The 21,207-nt window shown below is 39.7% G+C and carries 19 protein-coding genes; 11 read left to right on the top strand and 8 right to left on the bottom strand.

The features are described from left to right. Position 1 precedes the first annotated feature (1 nt). The 5 genes from H6G57_RS06620 to H6G57_RS06600 all read left to right on the top strand — a co-directional run bounded on the left by H6G57_RS06620 (position 2) and on the right by H6G57_RS06600 (position 5,970). On the top strand, positions 2-2,035 hold the full coding sequence (locus H6G57_RS06620) for a DICT sensory domain-containing protein (protein WP_190517051.1): 2,034 nt from the start codon (positions 2-4) through the stop codon (positions 2,033-2,035). Positions 2,036-2,170: 135 nt separating this feature from the next. Next, complete coding sequence (locus H6G57_RS06615) at positions 2,171-3,130, top strand: protochlorophyllide reductase (RefSeq protein ID WP_190517049.1); 960 nt, start codon at positions 2,171-2,173, stop codon at positions 3,128-3,130. A 243-nt stretch (positions 3,131-3,373) separates the two neighbouring features. Continuing rightward, positions 3,374-3,703, top strand: coding sequence for a helix-turn-helix transcriptional regulator (locus tag H6G57_RS06610; protein ID WP_190517048.1), 330 nt, complete (start codon positions 3,374-3,376; stop codon positions 3,701-3,703). Between the two features lie 30 nt (positions 3,704-3,733). After that, on the top strand, positions 3,734-5,386 hold the full coding sequence (locus H6G57_RS06605) for a SulP family inorganic anion transporter (protein WP_190517046.1): 1,653 nt from the start codon (positions 3,734-3,736) through the stop codon (positions 5,384-5,386). Next, entirely contained in the window at positions 5,383-5,970 is a 588-nt protein-coding gene (locus H6G57_RS06600) for a carbonic anhydrase (protein ID WP_199314025.1), read from the top strand. The genes H6G57_RS06605 and H6G57_RS06600 overlap by 4 nt, the downstream gene beginning before the upstream one ends. Positions 5,971-6,018: 48 nt before the next feature. On the opposite strand, the gene H6G57_RS06595 is transcribed toward H6G57_RS06600, so the two are convergent. The 4 genes from H6G57_RS06595 to H6G57_RS06580 form a co-directional block, all read right to left on the bottom strand. Continuing rightward, complete coding sequence (locus H6G57_RS06595) at positions 6,019-7,431, bottom strand: GTP-binding protein (protein ID WP_190517044.1); 1,413 nt, start codon at positions 7,429-7,431, stop codon at positions 6,019-6,021. 202 nt (positions 7,432-7,633) lie between these two features. Further along, positions 7,634-7,939 carry an RNA-binding protein gene (locus H6G57_RS06590; protein WP_072720021.1) on the bottom strand — a complete coding sequence of 102 codons (306 nt, stop codon included), beginning with the start codon at positions 7,937-7,939 and terminating at the stop codon, positions 7,634-7,636. A gap of 192 nt (positions 7,940-8,131) precedes the next feature. Continuing rightward, positions 8,132-9,424 carry a hypothetical protein gene (locus H6G57_RS06585; RefSeq protein WP_190517042.1) on the bottom strand — a complete coding sequence of 431 codons (1,293 nt, stop codon included), beginning with the start codon at positions 9,422-9,424 and terminating at the stop codon, positions 8,132-8,134. Positions 9,425-9,611: 187 nt separating this feature from the next. Next, positions 9,612-10,796: an RNA-guided endonuclease TnpB family protein gene (locus H6G57_RS06580; RefSeq protein ID WP_190517041.1), complete on the bottom strand. Its 1,185-nt coding sequence runs from the start codon at positions 10,794-10,796 to the stop codon at positions 9,612-9,614. A gap of 814 nt (positions 10,797-11,610) precedes the next feature. Here H6G57_RS06580 and murF point away from each other — a divergent pair. Next, the gene (gene murF / locus H6G57_RS06575; protein WP_190517039.1) at positions 11,611-13,005 is read left to right on the top strand and encodes a UDP-N-acetylmuramoyl-tripeptide--D-alanyl-D-alanine ligase; all 1,395 of its coding nucleotides are present in this window, start codon (positions 11,611-11,613) and stop codon (positions 13,003-13,005) included. Positions 13,006-13,103: 98 nt separating this feature from the next. Here murF and H6G57_RS06570 read toward each other — a convergent pair whose 3' ends face one another. From H6G57_RS06570 to H6G57_RS06560, 3 genes are all read right to left on the bottom strand, one after another. Next, positions 13,104-13,550: a GNAT family N-acetyltransferase gene (locus H6G57_RS06570; protein WP_190517037.1), complete on the bottom strand. Its 447-nt coding sequence runs from the start codon at positions 13,548-13,550 to the stop codon at positions 13,104-13,106. A gap of 111 nt (positions 13,551-13,661) precedes the next feature. Next, on the bottom strand, positions 13,662-14,495 hold the full coding sequence (map, locus tag H6G57_RS06565) for a type I methionyl aminopeptidase (protein ID WP_190517035.1): 834 nt from the start codon (positions 14,493-14,495) through the stop codon (positions 13,662-13,664). 70 nt (positions 14,496-14,565) lie between these two features. After that, positions 14,566-15,000, bottom strand: coding sequence for a GNAT family N-acetyltransferase (locus H6G57_RS06560; RefSeq protein WP_190517034.1), 435 nt, complete (start codon positions 14,998-15,000; stop codon positions 14,566-14,568). Positions 15,001-15,147: 147 nt separating this feature from the next. Here H6G57_RS06560 and H6G57_RS06555 point away from each other — a divergent pair, with 147 nt between their 5' ends. Together H6G57_RS06555 and H6G57_RS06550 are read left to right on the top strand one after the other, a co-directional pair. Continuing rightward, a complete protein-coding gene (locus tag H6G57_RS06555; protein WP_190517032.1) occupies positions 15,148-16,029 on the top strand; it encodes an alpha/beta fold hydrolase in 882 nt (293 codons plus the stop codon). A gap of 332 nt (positions 16,030-16,361) precedes the next feature. Continuing rightward, on the top strand, positions 16,362-16,790 hold the full coding sequence (locus H6G57_RS06550; RefSeq protein ID WP_190517030.1) for a hypothetical protein: 429 nt from the start codon (positions 16,362-16,364) through the stop codon (positions 16,788-16,790). 49 nt (positions 16,791-16,839) lie between these two features. Here the strand turns inward: H6G57_RS06550 and H6G57_RS06545 are convergent, their stop codons facing one another. Continuing rightward, a complete protein-coding gene (locus H6G57_RS06545; protein ID WP_190517028.1) occupies positions 16,840-18,003 on the bottom strand; it encodes an IscS subfamily cysteine desulfurase in 1,164 nt (387 codons plus the stop codon). Between the two features lie 153 nt (positions 18,004-18,156). Between H6G57_RS06545 and H6G57_RS06540 the strand changes: the two genes are divergently transcribed. From H6G57_RS06540 to H6G57_RS06530, 3 genes are all read left to right on the top strand, one after another. Continuing rightward, entirely contained in the window at positions 18,157-18,807 is a 651-nt protein-coding gene (locus H6G57_RS06540; RefSeq protein ID WP_190517027.1) for a DUF3386 domain-containing protein, read from the top strand. Positions 18,808-18,920: 113 nt separating this feature from the next. Continuing rightward, the gene (locus tag H6G57_RS06535) at positions 18,921-19,160 is read left to right on the top strand and encodes a NifU family protein (protein ID WP_190517022.1); all 240 of its coding nucleotides are present in this window, start codon (positions 18,921-18,923) and stop codon (positions 19,158-19,160) included. A 121-nt stretch (positions 19,161-19,281) separates the two neighbouring features. Then, positions 19,282-21,144, top strand: a complete 1,863-nt coding sequence (locus H6G57_RS06530; RefSeq protein WP_190517021.1) for a response regulator — start codon at positions 19,282-19,284, stop codon at positions 21,142-21,144. Positions 21,145-21,207: the final 63 nt, after the last annotated feature.

The raw sequence follows: 21,207 nt of genomic DNA, 5'->3' as shown, positions 1-21,207 counted from the left end.
GATGAGTATCTCGACCTCGGTACTAACAGAATTGGTGCAGTTCCTGCCCAGTTTAAAGCCCCAAATTTATTTTAAATCCTCTTTAACGGCTCTATCTCATGCGATGGAGGATCAAGTTTTGGCGGGAACTGACCAACCTCTGGTAATTGCGACCTTTCAACAGGAGCGATTTTATCGTCAAGAAGCTCACCGTTACTATAGAATTGCTGAAATCACACCCCAAGTCTATGTGATGGCGGCTTCAGAAACGGCTTTTACAAACTCTTCTGACCATCATGAAACAGTGGCGTTTGACCCAGAAGATCAACTGCGTCAAGAATGGAATTTATTGGTTTTAGGACAATATTATTCAACCTGTTTAGTCTGTATTGAACGAGAAGATTTAGTTCAAAATTCCCAGATGCCAGAACAGTTATTAATGGATCAAGCTCGTCCCTTTGAAGGGATTTGGACATCAGATCGTCAAGTTTGTATTAAAGTTGCAGAATTGCTATTTGAACGCATTTTACATTACCGTCCTGAATTAACAGAAAAGGTAGAACAAGGCTTTAGTATTTTGGGGATTCGTTCAGGAACTCGAAAAGGCAAAAAAACAACAACTCGGAGCAAATCTAATTCGATTTCTCAAGATTGTTCTTCTCTTAATGATCCCTTTGCTTATCGTTTAGTGACTTATTTACAAGCGGGTCAACATAAACTGTTACGGGTCTATCGTTCCTTAGCGGCTAAAGAACGAAAAGAACGTTTAGTTAATTCGATTACAGCTACTATTCGGCAATCTTTGAATCCTCAAGAAGTGATTAAAGTGGCAACCCAAGAATTAGGGGAAGCAATGGGAGCTTGTCGTTGTTTAATTTATCGCTGCAAAGCAACAGATAATTCCGTTAAAATTTCTAATGAATATTTATGTGATGATGTGATTTCTTTGATGGGGAAAACCTGGATTTTGCGAGAAAATCCTTTATTTAAAGAAGTTGTTAAAGGGCGAGAACGAATTTATATTAATGATATCAATAAAATTAATTTTACCAAAATCAATCAACCCAATGAAACGGCTGAAAAAACGCTATTAGTCCCAACAAAACCTGAAGAAGCTTTAACAAAGATTGCTCAAAAATGGCAAATTCAAGGCTGGTTAATGATTCCAATTTTATACCAAGGTCAACTTTTAGGCATGGTGGAACTACACCAATGTAATTGTAATCGTTCGATCTGGAAAGAAGATGATTTATCGATGGTAGATGCGATCGCAACGCAATTAGGAGCCGCGATTATTCAAGCAGAAACCTACGCCAATTTAGAAGACTTAAATCAACAATTAGAAGCTTTAGAACGCACCCGCAGCAATTTAATTGCCATTACCGGACATGAATTAAGAACACCTTTATCGACGATTTTAGTGTGTTTAGAAACCTTAAATCAAGAGCCGGATATGCCTGTGGAAATGCGAAAAGTGATGTTAGATACAGCTTTAGAGGATGCTGAACGCTTAAGAAAGTTAGTTCAAGACTTTTTAAAATTATCCCATTTAGAAAGCGGTCGAGTGGATTGGAATCCTGAATCATTACGATTGAAAGAATGTATTGATTTAGCCATTAGCGGCATTCGGACCCATCATGTAGCCCATGAAGTCCCAAGAATTGAAACCCAAGTTCCCTCAGATTTACCTTTAGTTCAAGCCGATGGCGAATGGTTAGTAGAATTACTGTCTAAACTATTAGATAATGCCTGTAAATTTACAAATCCTGATGGGAAAGTCACGATTAGTGCTCAATGTAATGGTGATCAAATGGTCGAAGTCACGATTTCCGATACAGGACGGGGAATTGAACCAAATCGATTAGACGCAGTATTTGAGCGTTTTTATCAAGAAGAAGGTTCTCTGCGTCGCAGTGTGGGTGGAACAGGCTTAGGATTAGCGATCGGCAAACAAATTGTTAATGGCTGGGGAGGGCAAATTTGGGCAGATTCCCCTGGAAAAAATCAAGGAAGTCAGTTCCATTTCACCATTCCTTATATTGAAAATGAATCTTAATTGTAGTAAGCCCTTCAGGGCTGTCTAACAGAGGCGTGAACACCTCACTACGGTCAAACGGGCTTTACATCTATTTTTGTGGTAAAACATGAGATCCTAGAAACAGTCAACGATGGTCAATTGAGTTAAAATCCTATGGCAAATCAAGCAACAGTTGTAATTACGGGAGCGTCTTCGGGCGTTGGTTTGCAAGCCGCTAGAGCCTTAGCCCAAAAGGGTTGGTATGTGGTTATGGCGTGTCGGGATTTAGCTAAAGCTGAACAGGCTGCTCAATCTCTGGGAATGTCCCCCGACAGCTATAAAATTCTTCCCATAGACTTAGGATCTTTAGCCAGTGTCAAACAGTTTGTTGCAAATTTCCGGTCTTTGGGTCGTTCCCTGGATGCGTTAGTCTGCAATGCGGCTATTTATATGCCTTTAATTAAAGAACCTTTATGGAGTCCAGAGGGGTATGAATTAACCGTAGCCACTAACCATTTAGGACATTTCTACCTCTGTAATGTCATGTTAGAGGATATGAAACGATCATCCTATCCTGATCGCAGAATGGTGATTTTAGGAACTGTTACCCACAACCCTGATGAGTTAGGGGGTAAAATTCCTCCCCGTCCAGATTTAGGAAATCTTGACGGGTTTGAACAAGGTTTCAAAGATCCGATTACGATGATTGATGGTAAAAAATTTGAACCTGTTAAAGCTTATAAAGATAGCAAGGTTTGTAATGTTTTAACGATGCGAGAATTACATCGCCGTTATCATGAATCTACCGGAATTACCTTTACTTCTCTGTATCCGGGTTGTGTGGCGACAACGGCTTTATTCCGCAACCATTATCCCCTATTTCAGAAGATTTTCCCCATTTTTCAAAAATACATTACCGGGGGATTTGTTACGGAGGAATTATCGGGCGATCGCGTAGCTATGGTTGTGGCTGATCCTGAATATAAACAGTCGGGAGTCTATTGGAGTTGGGGAAATCGACAAAAGAAAGATCGCAAATCTTTTGTGCAGAAAGTCTCTCCCCAAGCCAGTGATGATCAAAAAGCTCAAAAAATGTGGGATTTAAGCGCTAAGTTAGTGGGATTAGCATATTAAAACCTGCGTTTAATTGCAGTGTACTCTGCCACAGGGTAAGGCTTGCTATACCTACTGACTTAGAACGTTTGACGGGGTAACAACCCCGTTAAAAGACCTACCCTCAGTATTTTCCCCATTCCCCGATCCTCTGTCACTATAAGTGCTGCGAACCCTGCCTTATCCATCTAGGGTGAAAAACCCTATTTTTTATGTTAAACTATCTGAATACATTTGAAGATAGTCAGATTTAAAGTTAATCAGATGGCATTCCAGCCCAGCTACTTCAAAGCCGATTTCTTCAAAGTGCTGTCTAATCCTGTCCGCATCCAGATTTTAGACACCTTACGCCTTGGGGAAAAAAGCGTCAACGATATCGCGCAATGGATTGAAGTCGAAGCCTCTTCAGTCTCTCAGCAGTTAGCAATTCTGCGTCGCTATAATCTCGTTAAAGCTCGACGCCAAGGGAATTATATTTTCTACTCCATCCGTGACCCAGCGATTTTTAAGGTTCTCGATGCCGCCTTAGAAGTCTTCAATAACCATCTCGTACAAGTGCGTGACGCCTTGGAAAATCTTGAAGATCGAACCTAAAAGATCGCAGATAACTATCACAACATTAAAATGACAGAAACAGTGATTAAACCAGAACAACAACCCGTTGGGTTAGGTGGGATTTTTGGCTCTTGGCGAGGTGATTTAACCGGGGGAATTACCGCCGCCATCGTTGCTCTACCTCTAGCTTTAGCCTTTGCAGTCGCCAGTGGAGTTGAACCTAAAGCAGGACTTTATACCGCCATTATCGCCGGAATTGTGGCAGCCCTGTGTGGGGGGTCACAGGTGCAAATTACAGGGCCTACAGGGGCAATGGCGGTGATCCTGATTGGCATTGTCAGCAAATATGGGATTGAGAAGGTTTGGATTGCCGGAGTAATGGCCGGAGTGATTCAAATCGCCTTGGGAGTTACTAAATTAGGTCAAGTCGTTAAATTCATTCCCCATCCGGTCACCACGGGCTTTACTAACGGTATTGCGGTGATTATTTTTTGTAGTCAACTGAATAATTTTTTCGGCTTAGATTTACCTCGGAGTGAACACTTTTTTCCGGGTCTATTGGCTACTTTTAGCCATTTAGAAAATATCAATTGGGCAACCGTTAGTATTGCCAGTGTTGTGATTGTCACCAAACTATTTTGGGTCAAAATCACCCGTCTGATTCCCGGTTCTTTAGTGGGATTAGTCTTAGCAACCGGATTAACAACTTATTTTCATCTCAATATTCACACAATTGGCGAAATTCCCCCATCTCTCCCCCTTCCTCATGGTATTCCCCATTGGCAAGATTGGGGCTTACTCCGAGAATTAATTAATCCCGCCTTAGCATTAGCCGCGTTAGGGAGTATTGAATCGTTACTGTCGGCGGTGGTCGCTGATGGTATGACCGTTAGCCAAAAACACAATAGCAACCGAGAACTGATTGGTCAAGGATTAGCTAATATTGTTGTTCCCTTTTTTGGGGGAATTCCAGCGACGGGAGCCATCGCTCGGACTGCGGTTAACGTGCGCTCTGGGGGTAAAACTCGTCTTTCGGGTGTAATTCATGGCGTTACCCTGGCTCTAATTGTGGTGGTATTCGCGCCTCTAGCGGCTCAAATTCCCCTAGCCGCCTTAGCGGGGATTTTGATGGTGACGAGTATCAGGATGATTGAGTGGGAAACCATTGGCTTACTATTGAGAGCAGATTACGCTGATTTTGGGGTGATGCTCCTGACTTTGTTAATCACAATTGTCTTTGATTTAATTCTGGCTGTGGAAGTGGGTTTGATTGCGGCTAGTATTTTATTTATTAAGCGGATGAGCGAGCTTGAAATGGCTAAAGTTCCTGAAGCAGAAGCTTTTCCCCCTGGAATTTCTTTGGAATTAACTCAAGAAATTGCGGTTTATCGGGTGGATGGCCCTCTATTTTTTGGGGCTGCGGAACGATTTGCAACGTTCTTACGAGAAGAACCTCAAGTCAAGTATTTAATTTTACGGCTGCGGTTTGTTCCTAATATTGATACAACCGCGTTAGTGGCTCTCGAAGACATCTATCAAGACTTAAAACGTCGAGGTTGTCGTTTGATTTTAAGTGGTCTACAGCCTCAAGTTCAGCAGCGTTTAGAACGGAGTGGTCTTTTGGAGAAAATTGGTCAAAATAATTGTTTTGAAACGACTGATGCGGCTATTCGCTCTCTTGAACAACCTGTTAAAGAAAAAGTGCTGGAATTTCAAACATGAAAAATGATTTTAAGACGATTCAAAAATGTTCCTGTCAGGGGAATTGCTCTCATCTGTTGAGTCGTCGGGGGTTTATGCGATCGCTTTTAACAACTATTATTTCTATTCCCCTGTTAGAATTTACTCAACCTGCTCAAGCTGCAAATCATCACGCTAAAGCTTTAGTCTTAAGTTGTATTGATTTTCGGTTTATGACGGCAGAACAACAATTTCTGGCTAATATTTTGCCTCAACAATATGATTGGACTGCCCTAGCGGGAGCTTCCTTAGCTCTGTCTGGCTTTCCCCATGAAGCGGAATTAACGGTTTTTTTAGATCAATTAGATTTATCCTATAAACTCCATTCTATTGAAAAAGTGATCATTTTAGATCATGAAGATTGTGGAGCATACTCTAGTTTAATTGATCCTAATCTTCATCAAAATCCAGAACGGGAATATCAAGTGCATACCGATTATTTAAACCAAGCTTATACAATGATTCATCATCGTTATCCTAATCTGGATGTAGAGCTTTATTTTGTGACCCTAGAATCGGAATTTAAACTCGTGACTCCGAAAACGGATTTCCCTGATTTGAGTTAGACTAACTCCTGATCTAGGATAACATCTATAGCTTTTCTTGTTACCTGGTCAGTTCACACCTATTCTGTTTTTAACATTAATTTTGTTCCATAATTCTTCTTTAATTCGATTCAAAATAGAAGTTTCATCTAAGGTTTCTAAAATATGTTGAACAACGGCTTTCGGCCCTTCTTCTCCCCAGGATGCACCATTAGCTAAATAAGTTTTTGTCACCTGTCCAATAGCATAACAAGAGACTCCAGCGATCGCAGCTTGGGGAATAGCAACTGATAAATAGGGAACTAAGGATAATCCCCCGGTTACGGGTGCAGTTAATCCTAATACACTTTTTAACGAACTTAAGCCAAAATTCGCCACTAATTCACTAGCTGTAATTCCTCCCATACTTAAGGCAATTTTTTGTAATAATTCCACTGCACCTTGTTGAGTCATGGAAATTCCATACAGTTTAGATAAAGTTAAAATCAGAACCACATCAATCATCGCCCCACTTAATAAATCAATCATCATCAGGGGATTTAAGGCGATCGCAATGGATTTTGTCATCACTCCATTCCAAATCACTCGGTTAGCACTTTGTTCTCGAATTTCCATTTTTCGCTGCACTAATTTTTCATTCACATCTCCCGCATATAACATGGTATTTAAAGCCACTAAAGATTTCCCTTCCCGATCCAAAATCTCTAAAATTTTTAGCTTTAATTCTTCAATTTGAGGTTCTCCCCTCGTTAATTGAGCACTTAAACTTCCATCAGGACGACGAATCGCTTTCGCCACCAAAGGAGAAGCCGCCGCCATGACAATTTCATGAGGAGATAACAATTCTTTAACCCGTTCATCGCGAATTTTTTCATAAATTGCTTGTCGGTCAGCTTCTGGATATTGATCAATTTTATTAAACACTAATAATATTGGTTTTCCCGCTTCCCGCAATTGAGAAAGGGCATCATATTCAACTTGAGTAATATCTCCCGCAATTACAAATAATAATAAATCCGCTTGTTGGGCTACCTGACGAGCAATTTGTTCACGGGTTTCACCATCAACTTCATCAATTCCTGGGGTATCAATCAGTTCAATTTGAGAAATCCGATAGGAAACCGCCGGAATAGGAGATAAAGAGTTTTCAGTCAATTGCCATTCCTGCTTATGGGTGGTTTGGGTGACGCCATGAATGGGGCCAGTAATAAACACTTCTTGACCTAATAAAGCGTTCAAAACCGAAGATTTCCCCCGTCCCACCATGCCAAAAACGGCAATTTGTACAGAGGTACGGTCTAATTTATCCATCATCCTCTGCAACCCCCCAATATCAGGTTCTAAACCCTCTCGCTCTGTGGGGGTTAAGTCCAGATGCTCAACAATCTCGCGTAAAGCATCTTGAGCATGGCGTAAATTTAGTTCCGCTTGCAGGTCAGTAAAACTCAGCAGCGTTGTATTCAGTTCATCATCCAGATTCATTTTTTGGTTATATAGCAGGGAACAGGGAACAGGGAACAGGGAATAGGTAGGAAAAGAATTCTCTGCGCGCGGTTTCAGCATCAGTTTATGCCCTAACACCCCAGGCGCGACTGTTATTGTCAATTACTCTTTCTATTTTGCCAAATTAATAACGGGTCTTACCATTGGCAAAACCCGTAATTGATGGAATTAAATTTCTGTTCTAATAAGAATTATTGCGATAGCCTCCCCGTGACTGTCGCTTACCGCCACCGCCTTCATTCTCTTCACGGGGTCTTGCTTTGTTGACTCGTAGATGACGCCCCATCCATTCTGCTCCATCGAGAGCCTCAATTGCAGTGTTTTCGTCTGCTTCATTCACCATTTCTACAAAGCCAAAACCACGAGATTTCCCAGTTTCTCTATCTTGAGGAACAGTGGCTCGTCTGACTTTACCGTATTCTTGAAAAACTTGCTCTAGGTCTCCAGAGGTAACCTCATAGGCTAAGTTACCGACATAAATCGACATGGAATGACTCCAACCTTAAACTCGGACAAAATTCAATTTCGGCAACATACCCGTCCCTACAGAAGCCCATCAAACCGAGATTTCTGCAACTTCAAACAATGTACATAACCGAATTTGATTAACGACCCATATTCTAACATAGAATCCTCAATTGAGTTGAGTCGCGATCAATACAATTAGGATTTTTAAAGCTTATTGGATGAACGATAAATCAACTCCTCCAAAGTTGGCACTTAAGGCAACATTCAAGTTTTCTAAGACTTTGACTAACCAGAGCACTCCATCTTGGGAACAAGACTCGTAATGATTAAATAAAATAGCAAACCGTTTTTCCAGGTAAGGTTTGACTTTTCGACAGATTAAGACAATTTTGAGTAATAACCCCACGGTCATTGTTGGCCCGACATTAGCAATCAAATCAATAAAGACAAAATGATTCGGTTTCTGAGAACTCTCAACCACTAGAAAATTTAACATTTGGTTACAAGTTCGCAGCAAGAGAAACTCACTAAAGTTTTCATCATCACTGTGGGGAATAGTATTTTGTAATAATTTATACAATTTGTCGTTAAATTGGTTACGGATGTAGGATGAATCAATTGATGTGGGCGTGATATATTCATATAAACTCTCTTTAAAAGAGCGAAAAGATTGATTAGGTTGAGTTTGAGCCATAAAGTTTTGAGCTAAATCTCGATAGCTTTGTGATCCTTCTACTTTTCCAACAAATTGTTTAAGGGCTGCAAACAATTCTCGATTATTTAACAGGGTGGGGTTAGGAATGGGGGAAGCAAATTTTTTAGCTTCTTCTATAGAAGTTCGACGGGCGATGGTTGCGAGTCGAATTTGATGGGCGGCATATTGAGATAAATCGAGTTCAAATTTGCGTTGTTTTTGCGCTTGAATTTGTTGAATCATCTGTTGATGTTCATAAGAACTATCCTCACTTAATAAACAATGTTTGTAAAGATAGGGATAGCGAGGAATTAAAATCCTTAAAGGTTCAGAAGATTGAGCTTTATAATCTAATTCAGTTGGCTGATTAATAACAGCTACAAACCGTTTTAAAGCTAAATATTGCTCACTTTTGGTAAATTCATAGACTAAATCCCCCAATTGACGAACTGTTTTAGAGTAGGAGTAAACTTTGCGAATTTTGGGTATTGAGTCATCAAAAAGTTGAATTAATTTATTAATCGCGGCTTTGCGTTGAGGAGACGTATGCCAACGATTAATTAAGATATAACAACAGCGATTCAGAATATGATTAAAATCTTGAGCTTCTAATTTAGAGATCACTAATTTATTTAAGGCTCTGGAGATTTCTACATCAGGATACCCCGATCCTTCAATAAATAATAAATTCAGTCGCTCTATCAGTTGATACGGCTCATCTATTTCCACCCGACTGAGTAAGTGATCATAAATGGTCTGTTCCTCTAAGGCCGTAGCTCGATGTAAAGAATTAACTAAATTGTTGTTCATTTTTGATTACCCATCTGCTCAATTTGAGTTATCTTGTCTGGTGAAATCCCTTAATATTCTTCAGTGGCTTATTCGCTAAACTTTAACGTTAAAAACACACAATAGAATTGTGGCACAGGAACGAGAGAAAGTTCTAGTATTGAGTATATTGACACTCCCCGCTCTGAAGAGACGGGGATTCTACATTCTACGTCAGAATTTGCTCTAGCAGGCTTTTACCAACCAGAGTAGAGACTCCAACTCCTGTAGCGTTACTTCGGGATTGCCCATCCCTAGCTTGTTTTGCCAGATTGAGAATATTAATTGCAGCATTTGTGTCTCTATGCAACTCACATCCACAATTACAAATATGGGTGCGGGTTGATAGAGATTTTTTAACGATTACCCCACAATTAGAGCATTTTTGCGAAGTGTAATGAGGTGCAACTGGAATTGCTAATTTATCAAACTTAGCTGCAAAATATTCTATCCATTGCCGGAACAAATACCAACTGGCATCGCTAATTGATTTAGCTAAACAGTGGTTTTTAACCAAATTTCTAACACTTAAATCTTCATAGGCCACTAAGTCGTTAGACTTGCATACGTTACTCGCTAGTCTTTTAGCGTGTTCATTCCGTTGCCTGCTTACTTTTAAGTGTTTTTTGCTGTAAACTTTTCTAGCCTTGCGTCTACCTGATGAACTCTTAACCTTTTTATAGATTTGTCTCTGAGATTTTTTAATAGACGTTTCCGCCTTTCTCAAAAACTGGGGATTGGGTTCTTGGTGTCCGTTAGAGTCTGTGTAAAATGACTCAATTCCAACATCAAGTCCAATTTCATTTCCCGTTTTCGGTTGAACATCGGTAACGGTAATACCCAGACAAAACTGGCAGTAATAGCCATCGGCACGACGAATTAATCGCACCCGTTTGATGTCTTTAAGATTGTAGGTATGGAGATCCCATTTCCCCAGTAATTTAAGATTGCCAATCCCGTTTTTGTCGGTAAAGGTAACTTGTCTTTTAGTTGGATGTAACTTCCATCCTGTTGTTTTATATTCAACAGAACGACAGTCTTTTTGAAATTTGGGATATCCTTTTTTGCCCGAAATCTTTTTCTTACAATTGTCGTAAAAACGACTAATGGCAATCCATCCCCGCTCTGCTGCGGATTGAACTGCCATTGAATTTAGATCGTTAACAAAAGAGAATTCTTTTCTGAGAGCCGTTGAATATTTGTTTAAGGCAAACTTGTCGATTTTCAATTCTCTGGAATTATCCATCCAGTATCTAATCGCTTTATTGCGAATGAATTGAGTTGTACGAATGGCTTGATCAATCGCTTTGAATTGCTCAAGCTTGCCTTTAACTTTGTATTCTAAAACTATCATGGAATTCTCCTTGTTTCGACCTTCTTTTATGTTAACATAAATCAGGAAAATATTCGCGGGGAATAAATTCCCCTGAGTCGTTTTTCATCTGTTGTCTGTTGGCGTAGCCTGCCGTAAGGCATAGACACGCTCGTTTTCACTCCTCCCATCCTATTCTTATAAAATTCACCGAGGTAACCTTTGCAACCCGTAATTCCACTGAAAAGCCTACAGAAACGATGTGACTTCATTAATAAGATTCGACTTTGCCACTTTTTCGCCTTCAATCCTGCTCACGAAACAGAAGCAAGTTGATTTTAAAATCAAACTGATTCAGTTTTTCAGGGCTTTCAGTTTTAGAAGGACTTGAAGATTATGCACCCTGGAAAAATCTGGCTTCGATAACAGGCAATCCTGATAGCCCATTCAAAACTAATATTAACATTTTGTTGAAAAGTCTCTTAGAAAAGAAACCACTGCATGGAGTTGTTTCGATTAAAAATAGACTTTTGTATTAGTCCGGTATTCTGTCCAATTTAAGGCTGAAATCATAATCCATTTCGGTGAAAATGGCTATAAAATCAGTGATGTTTTATAATACCATAACAGGCTGACACTCTCTGCACAATTAGTACGGAGATAGTGGATTCTAAGAGTCCACTTCAGATGATGGGTTTGCCGTTCAGGCGAGAGAGGGTTTCATCGCTGCCTGTACACCTCATGGGAGAGATTAGCCAGGGTAAGCCCTAACCGGAGCCTGCTCAAGTCAGGACGGGGCTTTAAACTCTTTTTTTGGGTAATCAATAATGATCAATTTTATTTATAGAGTCAGAGAATGTCTAATCTCATCACTATCGGCCAGCTTGCTAAAATTGTAGCGATTAATGCACCCTTGAACTGTGATTTCCCTGATTCCACCCCCGTGATTGGGATCACAACTGATACCCGCCGTCTTCAACCCGGAGAAGTATTTTTAGCATTACAAGGGGAACAATTTAATGGCCATCATTTTGTAGAACAGGCCCTTAACCAAGGTGCGATCGCTGCAATTGTCACACCGGATTTTGCCGAAACTCACCCAAATTTACCGCTTTTAGCTGTTACCAATTCCTTAAAAGCGTATCAAGAGATTGGCCGATGGTGGCGGGATCAATTCCAAATTCCGATAATCGGGGTGACAGGTTCGGTGGGAAAAACCACAACCAAAGAGTTAATTGCATCGGTATTAGGAACTCAAGGCAAAGTCTTAAAAACTCAAGCCAACTACAATAATGAAATTGGTGTTCCTAAAACCTTATTACAACTCACGGCTGATCATGAGTTTGCGGTGATTGAAATGGCCATGAGAGGAAAAGGACAAATTGCTGAATTAACCCAGATTGCACAACCGACCATTGGATTGATTACCAATGTAGGAACTGCTCATATTGGACTGTTAGGGTCAGAACAAGCCATTGCTGAGGCGAAATGTGAACTATTAGCAGAAATGCCTAAAACCAGTGTGGCGATTTTAAATCAGGATCAACCGCGTTTAATGAATACCGCAGCAACGGTTTGGTCTGGAACCACAATCACCTATGGGTTGGAAGGGGGAGATCTGCGAGGCGAATTAATCGACTCCCAAACCCTACGAGTTGAGGGGGTGAATTTGCCTTTACCTTTACCGGGTATTCATAACGCTTCTAATTTTTTAGCAGCATTAGCCGTATTGAGGGGAATTTATGGTTGGGATATGTCCCCAGAAACCTTGTATGCACCGTTTCTGCAAGGGATCGCGGTTCAGTTACCCGATGGACGGGCAAAACGCTATGAGTGGGCTGAGGATATTGTAATTTTAGATGAAACCTATAATGCTGGCTTGGAATCGATGTTAGCAGCATTGCAGTTATTAGCCCAAACACCGGGAAAACGTCAGATTGCGGTATTGGGAACAATGAAAGAGTTAGGAGAGCGATCGCTAGAATTCCATGAACAGGTGGGGCGCAAGGTACGGGAACTCAATTTAGATGGATTATTTATTTTAGCCGAATTTGAAGAAGCCAATGCTTTAGCAACCGGAGCCGGAGGTTTACCATTGGTGGAAATTGTGGATTTGCAGGCGTCGGATGCTCACCCACAAATGGCACAACGGTTAAAAGAGTTTATCCAACCAGGCGATCGCATTTTATTTAAAGCATCTCATTCGGTACAACTGAATCGAGTTATAGAATTGTTAGAGCCGGGAAAGTAGAAGAATTATAGATTTAACAATATTAAAATGGCTGGTGTAGAGACGTGCCATGGCGCGTCTCTGTGTGGCGTTTAGGGGATTATCTCATAGTACCGATTTCAGGATGGAATATAAGAATTAAGGGTTTTGATCATTTTAATATGGAGAATTCCGGCTTCTTCAAAGGGTTCTCCGATGGGTTCAAACCCTAATTTTAAATAGAGATTTTGAATATAAATTTGAGCATTAACAATGATGGTTTTAATTGAAGTTTGAGCGATCGCTTCTAACGCACATTCCATTAATTGTTGAGCAATTCCCATTCCTCTGGCTGAAGCTAAAACCGCTAACCGTTCAATTTTAGCATTGTTTTCATCTAAATAGCGAATCCGCAAAGTTCCGATGGGTTGATCATCTAAATAAGCTAATAAATGTTGGGCGAATTCATCCTGTCCATCAAATTCTAATTTAGGATCAACTCCTTGCTCAAGTTCAAAGACTTGATATCGAATTGATCTAATTTCTGTAAAAGAGTCAGAATAGTTAACCGTTTTTATTCTAATCATTTTTGATAGTAGGGAACAGAGAACAGGGAACAGCCAGAATAGGACATGAATAATTGCTTTTATCCTGAATTGTTAAGCATCTGATCTCCTGTCTCCTGAATTCTAGTCTGGCTAAATTGTAGAACGATCTGTTAAAATTTCATAACCGGTTTCGGTCACTAAAACCGTATGTTCAAACTGAGCAGATAAGGAATTATCAACGGTTACGGCTGTCCATTTATCGGATAAAGTTCGGGTAAATCGAGATCCCGCATTTAGAATGGGTTCAATGGCTAAAGTCATCCCAGCTTTCAATTTAACATTGGGTAAAGAATAGGTACGAGCATTAAAAACCGAGGGTTCTTCGTGTAAATTTTGTCCGACTCCATGACCTGTAAATTCTTCTACAATTTTATAACCATTGGCTTCTGCATAATCTTGCATCGCCTCAGCCAGATCGAGTAAATAAGCTCCCGCTTTAACTTTTTCTATTCCTTTATATAACGTTTCTTCCGCAACTCGAATTAAGTTGGCGGCGTCTGGGGACACTTCACCGACCGCAATTGTAATACAAGAATCTCCATGAAATCCTTCATAATAAGCCCCAGTATCTACTTTTAAAACGTCCCCAGCGCGAATGACTTTACGACGGTTAGGAATGCCATGAACCACTTCATGATTAATTGAAGCACAAATCGAACCCGGAAAGCCATGATAACCTTTAAAACTGGGTTTTGCGCCCATTTCTCGAATCCGTTTTTCTGCGTAAATATCTAAATCAGCCGTTGTCATTCCCGGTTTTACCTGCTCTGAAATTTCTTTTAAAACCGTAGCTACAATTTTTGCAGCTTGTCGCATGATTTCAATTTCTTGAGGGGATTTAATATAAATTCCTCGACGACTTTTTTTAACTTGAGGGGGGTTGGGTTGAGCAGGTTTAGAGAGAAAATCAGCCAGAATATTCATCTTGTTCAGGATTGAGTGTGTTCGGATAAAAGACCTGTTTATAAGTTACCCTAAAATATCAACTTTTGGGTTACAGTTCCAAGCTAAAACTCCAACCTTGTTGTTTAAAGCCTAAAGATTCATAGAATTGATGGGCTGCTGTGCGTTTAATATTGGAGGAAAGCATGGCTTTATAGCATCCCGCCGAGCGGCTGAGTTTGAGGGCTTCCTGCATCATCGCTTTCCCAATTCCTTGATTTCGATAGGCAGATGTGACAACAACAGCATCAATTAAAGCTGATTTGCTATCATGTAAAATCATAGGAATCCATAATAAGCTAAATGTACCCACAGGTTCACCGTTGAGCCATGCAATATAAATATTGTAGTTGGGAATTTGTTGAATTTGCTCAAAGATTTGCTCAACGTGCGATAGAGACAGAGGAGATTCCCCATCAATTTCTGTATATAACTGATTTAAGATTAATAAATCAGAATTTGTTACGGGTTTAATTTCTAATAGCATGAATGATTTTATTTAACCCTATGCAATATTTGATTATCTGTACAATTGCCTATTTCTACAGGAATGAATGGTTGCAAATTTTCCTCAGAATAGAGCTTTTTAAAATCTAAGGTTATCATCATTATATATTCACCCTCGGAGAAATTTATGTCAATTTTAGCAGAAAATTGGACGAGCGACTTTATCACCACAAATCAGGTGAAACTCCATTATGTCACCCAAGGGGAAGGGCCGTTGATGCTGATGTTACATGGATTTCCTGAATTTTGGTACTCTTGGCGTCATCAAATTCCCGAATTTGCTCAAGTTTATAAAGTGGTTGCTGTGGATTTAAGAGGGTATAACGAGAGTGATAAACCTAAAGAATTATCGGCTTATTCTATCAAAGAATTAATTTTAGATGTAAAGGGATTAATTGAAGGATTAGGATACGACGAATGTGTATTAGTAGGACATGATTGGGGCGGGTTTATTGCCTGGAATTTTGCCTATCGTTATCCTCAAATGTTAAGTAAATTAATTGTCTTGAATCTTCCTCATCCCACAAAGTTTAAGCAAGGTTTAGGAACGATTCAACAATTATTAAAAAGTTGGTATATCTTTTTCTTTCAACTGCCATTTCTACCGGAATTATACTTACAAGCGGATGATTATCGCACTGTGGGTGAAGCTTTTACCAAGATGGCAATTAATAAAAATACTTTTAGTGAAGCTGACTTAAATGCTTATAAAGATGCGGCTGCTAAACGGGGAGCTTTAACGGCAATGGTGAATTATTATCGGAATCTTTTTCCCAGTTTGTTTGCTACTCAACAAACCCAAGGTTTACTCAATGTCCCCACTTTAATGATTTGGGGGGAAAATGATCTGGCATTGGGTCAAGAATTAACCTATGGAACAGAAGAATATGTCCGAGATTTTCAAATTCGTTATATTCCTAATTGTAGCCATTGGGTACAACAAGAATGTCCTGAATTAGTTAATCAATATATCTGGGAATTTTTGAATGCAGAACCGATGGGGGAGTGAGGAGGGACATGGGGACGAGGGGACATGGGGACGAGGGGACGAGGGGACATGGGGACGAGGGGACATGGGGAGATGAGGGGAGTTAAGGATTTTATCAAGAAACTTTAACAGGTACTTGAGGAGTTTAAAAATTTCTGTAACAATAAATACAGAAGAAAAGTATTTATTGGGTATTCCCTGCTCATCAACTCTAATCAGAAGAGGAGGGGAAGATCAGGGAATCAATACCTTTTTGTTTAGTATCAGTACGAGGGAAACAGACTTGATACTCACTTCCAGAGGGATCGGGACTGTGCGTGGTGTCTGAACCCTCTTAAGGTGGAGTGTCTTGTATGAAAACTCAATGGCAAATTTATCGGCAATTAGAACTTATCCCGGATACGGTTTCATTACCTTCACCCGATAAAGGAACATCAGTGTTCTATCAAGGTAAATTATGGCGAGGATTGGTTAATTCCTGGAGTAAAAATTTATCCGAAACACAAAAACTTTCCCATCTCAACACCTGTTTTCACCTTGATTATTCTGACCCTGATTTAACAGAAAAATTTAATTTGTTCCAAACGATTTGGCAATTTTTAAATCAACCGATTAACCTTTCTGAGCTTTTCCATCCCTCATCAGAACCGTATGTTTGGACAAGTTCTAATCCTTTGGGTGACATTCAATGGCATATTTATGATCCCCAAAGTGGACAAACCTATGATTTAAACTCGGAGGAAGAAGTTTTAGGTTGGTTAGAACAACGGGAGTCTAATTAGCAGAAGAGGAGATTTTGATTGTTGACACTTAACAGTTAACAGCTAATCTCTAACGGGATTTAATTCTTCTTAAAGATTGAATAGTATTAACAGTATAATCTGCAACTTGATGGATTTCTGATTCTGTTGTGAACCGACCTAAACCAAAACGAATTGAAGCATAGGCTAACTGATCAGAATGACCTAATGCTTTTAAAACGTGAGACGGTTCAATTTTTGTGGAGGTACAAGCGGAACCAGAAGACACTGCCATAATTGATTGTAATCCTAATAGTAAAGCTTGACCATCAACTCCCTCAACACTAATGTTTAAATTTCCGGCTAACCGTTGGGTGGGATGACCGTTTAAATAAATTCCGTCTAGGGTTGATAATTTTTTCCAGAGGATTTCTCGCAATAGAATTAACCGTTGATTTTCTGATCTGATTTGGGATAAAGCGAGTTCAATGGCTTTAGCAAAACCGACAATTTGCGGGGTAGATAAGGTTCCTGATCGCATTCCTCGTTCATGTCCTCCCCCATGAAGTTGAGCCGCTAATTTAACCCTAGGATTACGCCGACGAACATACAACACTCCGATGCCTTTTGGCCCATAAATTTTATGGGCGGTTAAAGACATTAAATCCAGATTCATCTGTTGAACATCCAGGGGAATTTTACCAATAGCTTGAGCTCCATCGGTATGAAATAAAATTCCCTGAGTATGGCAAATTTCTCCGATTTCTGCTAAGGGTTGCAGTACCCCAATTTCGTTATTAGCTGCCATGATTGAAACTAATATTGTATCGGGACGAATAGCGGTTTTGAGTTCGGCTATATCCACGATACCATCAGGTTTTACAGGAAGATAAGTAATTTCAAATCCTAAAGTTTCTAAATAATGGCAAGGATCAAGAATTGCGTTATGTTCAGTGACGGTAGTAATAATATGTCTGCCTTGATTAAAATAAGCTTCAGCCACCCCTTTTAAAGCTAAATTATTCGATTCTGTTGCGCCACTGGTAAAAACAATTTCTTCAGGAGTTGCATGAATAGCTTGGGCAATTATTTCTCTGGCTTTTTTAATGGCGGCTTCGGCTTCCCAACCGTAAATATGATTAATACTGGCAGCGTTGCCAAAGTATTCAGTAAAATAGGGAAGCATTGTATCTAAAACTTGAGGATCAATCGGAGTTGTAGCGTTACAATCCAGATAAATTGGACGTTGAGACATAGCAGTTTTCAAGAATAAGGGAAAGGTTTTAATTCTTTATTTTTTTTATTCAGTTTAACATAAACTTTTAACCGATTTTCGTTTTTGCTAAACCCATAAACCGCTTAATATTCTATAATAGAGTATAAAGTGCTATTCCTCGCTAACAATTCTATGACGGAACCCCAAAACGCATTAGATCTGTTTCGGACTGCCTACGAACATCGTTATACTTGGGATGCTAACTTCCCCGGTTATCGTGCTGATATTGAACTTAAACAGGGAAATGAAGTCTACACGGGTCAGATTCAGATTCACCCCGACTTAAGTGTAGAAGTCACTGGAATTGAAGACGAAGATGTCAAGCAAAGTGTCTATACCCAACTGCGAGATATCATTACCCATCGCAAGCGAACTTCCTTTGAACAAGCTCATGGAAAGAATAAATTTAGTTTAGGGAAAACCGACGAAACGGGGGCGGTGGAAATTCTCGTTGAAGGTGATGCAATGGGCTCAAACTATTCCGTTCGCGGTCAGGAAATTTCCAGGGTTAGCCGTGTAATGGGTCGGATGGCATTTGTGATTAATACCCATGAAAGTTTAAACACCCCAGAAGGTTACATTGCCCGTCGTTATAGTGCCATATTCCGTAACCCCCAAACTCAAGAAATTATTCGAGAACTGGAGTTTGAAGATAGCTTTGAGAAATTGGGTAACTATTACATTATGACTCGCCAAGTCGTTCATTCCCAAGAAGCAGGTCAGCCACTCACAACGGAGTTTAACTATTCCCAGGTGAAACTACTGGAACCCGTTGGAGTTTAAGACCCGGAAGTGATCGATCCTCGGTGATGAATTTATCGTTTCGATTCCCTACAAAGAACGCTAGGATGATATTATCCAACCGCTATTTCTGCACGATTAACTAAAGGTAAACCATGACAACATTAGCACTCACTGAAGATAACGTAGAGACGGTTTTAGACGAATTACGCCCTTATCTGATGGCGGATGGGGGAAATGTGGAAATCGTTGACATCGATGGCCCCATTGTTCAACTTCGACTACAAGGCGCCTGTGGGTCTTGTCCAAGTTCGACTATGACCTTGAAAATGGGAATTGAACGACGTTTACGCGAAAAAATTCCTGAAATTGCTGAAGTTGTAGCCGTTCCTTAAGAGTTACATCCCTAACTTCATGTTCAAAGTTTCAGAGTTAACCATTCTGAACTTTGAACGAACTTTAACTTTATAGAATCCTAGATTTTCTGCTTCTTATCCCCTAGCCTATGCCCTTTCCATGCGTGTTTTATTAGTAGAAGATGATCCTAATCTAGCTGAGACTTTGGTGGAGGCGTTAGTTCACCAATCTTACACTGTGGATGTGGTCATGGATGGAATTTCAGGTTGGGAACAAGCCCAAAAATTAAGTTATGATTTAATGATTTTAGATGTGGGATTACCTCAGTTAGATGGGATTAGTTTGTGTCAAAAATTGCGATCGCAAAATATTACCACTCCCATCCTGCTGTTAACGGCTTATCACCATCGAGAAGATAAAGTTAAAGGCTTTGATGCTGGGGCGGATGATTATGTCGTTAAACCCTTTGATATTCAAGAATTATCCGCTAGAATTCGAGCCATATTACGCCGAAGACAACAAACCCCCACCGCTATTTTACAATGGGAAAAACTTCGTCTCAACGTGAATACCTGTGAAGTAACCTATCAAGATAATCCCTTAAATTTAACCCCCAAAGAATATGGATTATTAGAGCTATTTTTAAAACATCATCAACGGGTTTTTAGTTTAAATATTATTATAGAAAAACTTTGGGATTTAGAAGAAACGCCCACCGAAAATACAGTTCGGGCGCATATTAAAGGATTAAGAAATAAATTAAAAAGTGCAGGCGCACCCGGAAATTTAATTGAAACGGTTTATGGTTTAGGATATCGTCTCAAACAAGAGTCTCCTCCGCAACCCGAACCGAAAAAAAATAGTACAAAACAAGCTCAAAATCAACCTAAATTTAATCAAGCCCTTGTTCAAATTTGGGAACGGTATCGAGGTAAAATTTGCGATCGCATTACCATATTAGAACAATTTTCTCTCGCAGCCCAACAAGAAAAAACCGATCCTAATCTGCAACAACAAGCCCAACAAGAAGCTCATAAACTAGCCGGATCTTTAGGAACCTTTGGTTTAGGACGAGGTTCGGTTTTAGCCAGGGAAATTGAACAGTTATGTCAATATAAAACCTTGAGTTCTGAACAAATCCTCCATTTTAGGCAATTAGTTTTTAAACTGCGACAGGAAGTTGAAAATAATGCTCCCCATTCTCCACCTCCAACCCCAGCAATACCTCAACCTTCCCCGCTAAAATCCAGCCATCAAGTGTGGATTTTAAGTCAAGATCAATCCTTAATTCATTCTATACAAACGGCTAGTTTTCATTTAGGAATTGAAACCCAAATTCTCACAGATCAATCCTTAATTACCACCCTCAAAACCTCATCTCAGGAAAAACAATATCCCCCCATCGTGTTTTTAGATTTTGATTTTTATTATTCCTATGAGTTACTCACCCAACTCACCCAAGAAACCCCCTCTATTCCCGTAATTGTTTTAACAGAACAAAAGAATTTTAGTCAACGGGTTAAAGTCGCTCAATCTGGAGGAAAAGCCTTTTTACAAAAACCTGTAACTTCAGAACAAATCATTAAAGTGATAATGGATGTTCTTCGTCAAAGCTGTACCTTAAATGCTAAAGTTCTAATTGTTGATGATGATTCCCAGATTTTAGAGACTTTTCAACTCCTCCTTGAACCCTGGGGAATTCAAACCGTTACCGTTGAAGATCCGCGACATTTTTGGGAAATTCTGGAAGCTACTATCCCCGATTTATTAATATTAGATATTGAAATGCCTTATTTAGATGGAATTGAACTTTGTCAGGTTGTTCGTGCTGATCCGCGTTGGAAAAGTTTACCCGTAATTTTTCTCACAGCCCATACTAATGGAGAAATTAAACATCAAGTGTTTATGGTCGGTGCTGATGATTATTTAACCAAAACCACCGAAGCCTCTATTCTAGTCAATCGAATTTTAAACCGACTAAGGCGAACTCAAAGCTTACGAGAAGCCTCCACAAAATTTTAATTGTTTCTAGCTCATTAAATCAGCATTTTCTGAATCATTATTCAGTTATTAAATTTTACAAAA

Source organism: Planktothrix sp. FACHB-1365, from assembly GCF_014697575.1.
In the GTDB taxonomy this organism is placed as follows: domain Bacteria; phylum Cyanobacteriota; class Cyanobacteriia; order Cyanobacteriales; family Microcoleaceae; genus Planktothrix.
The sequence above is the reverse complement of the archived record's forward strand: the minus strand, read 5'-3'. Positions and strand labels throughout refer to the sequence as shown.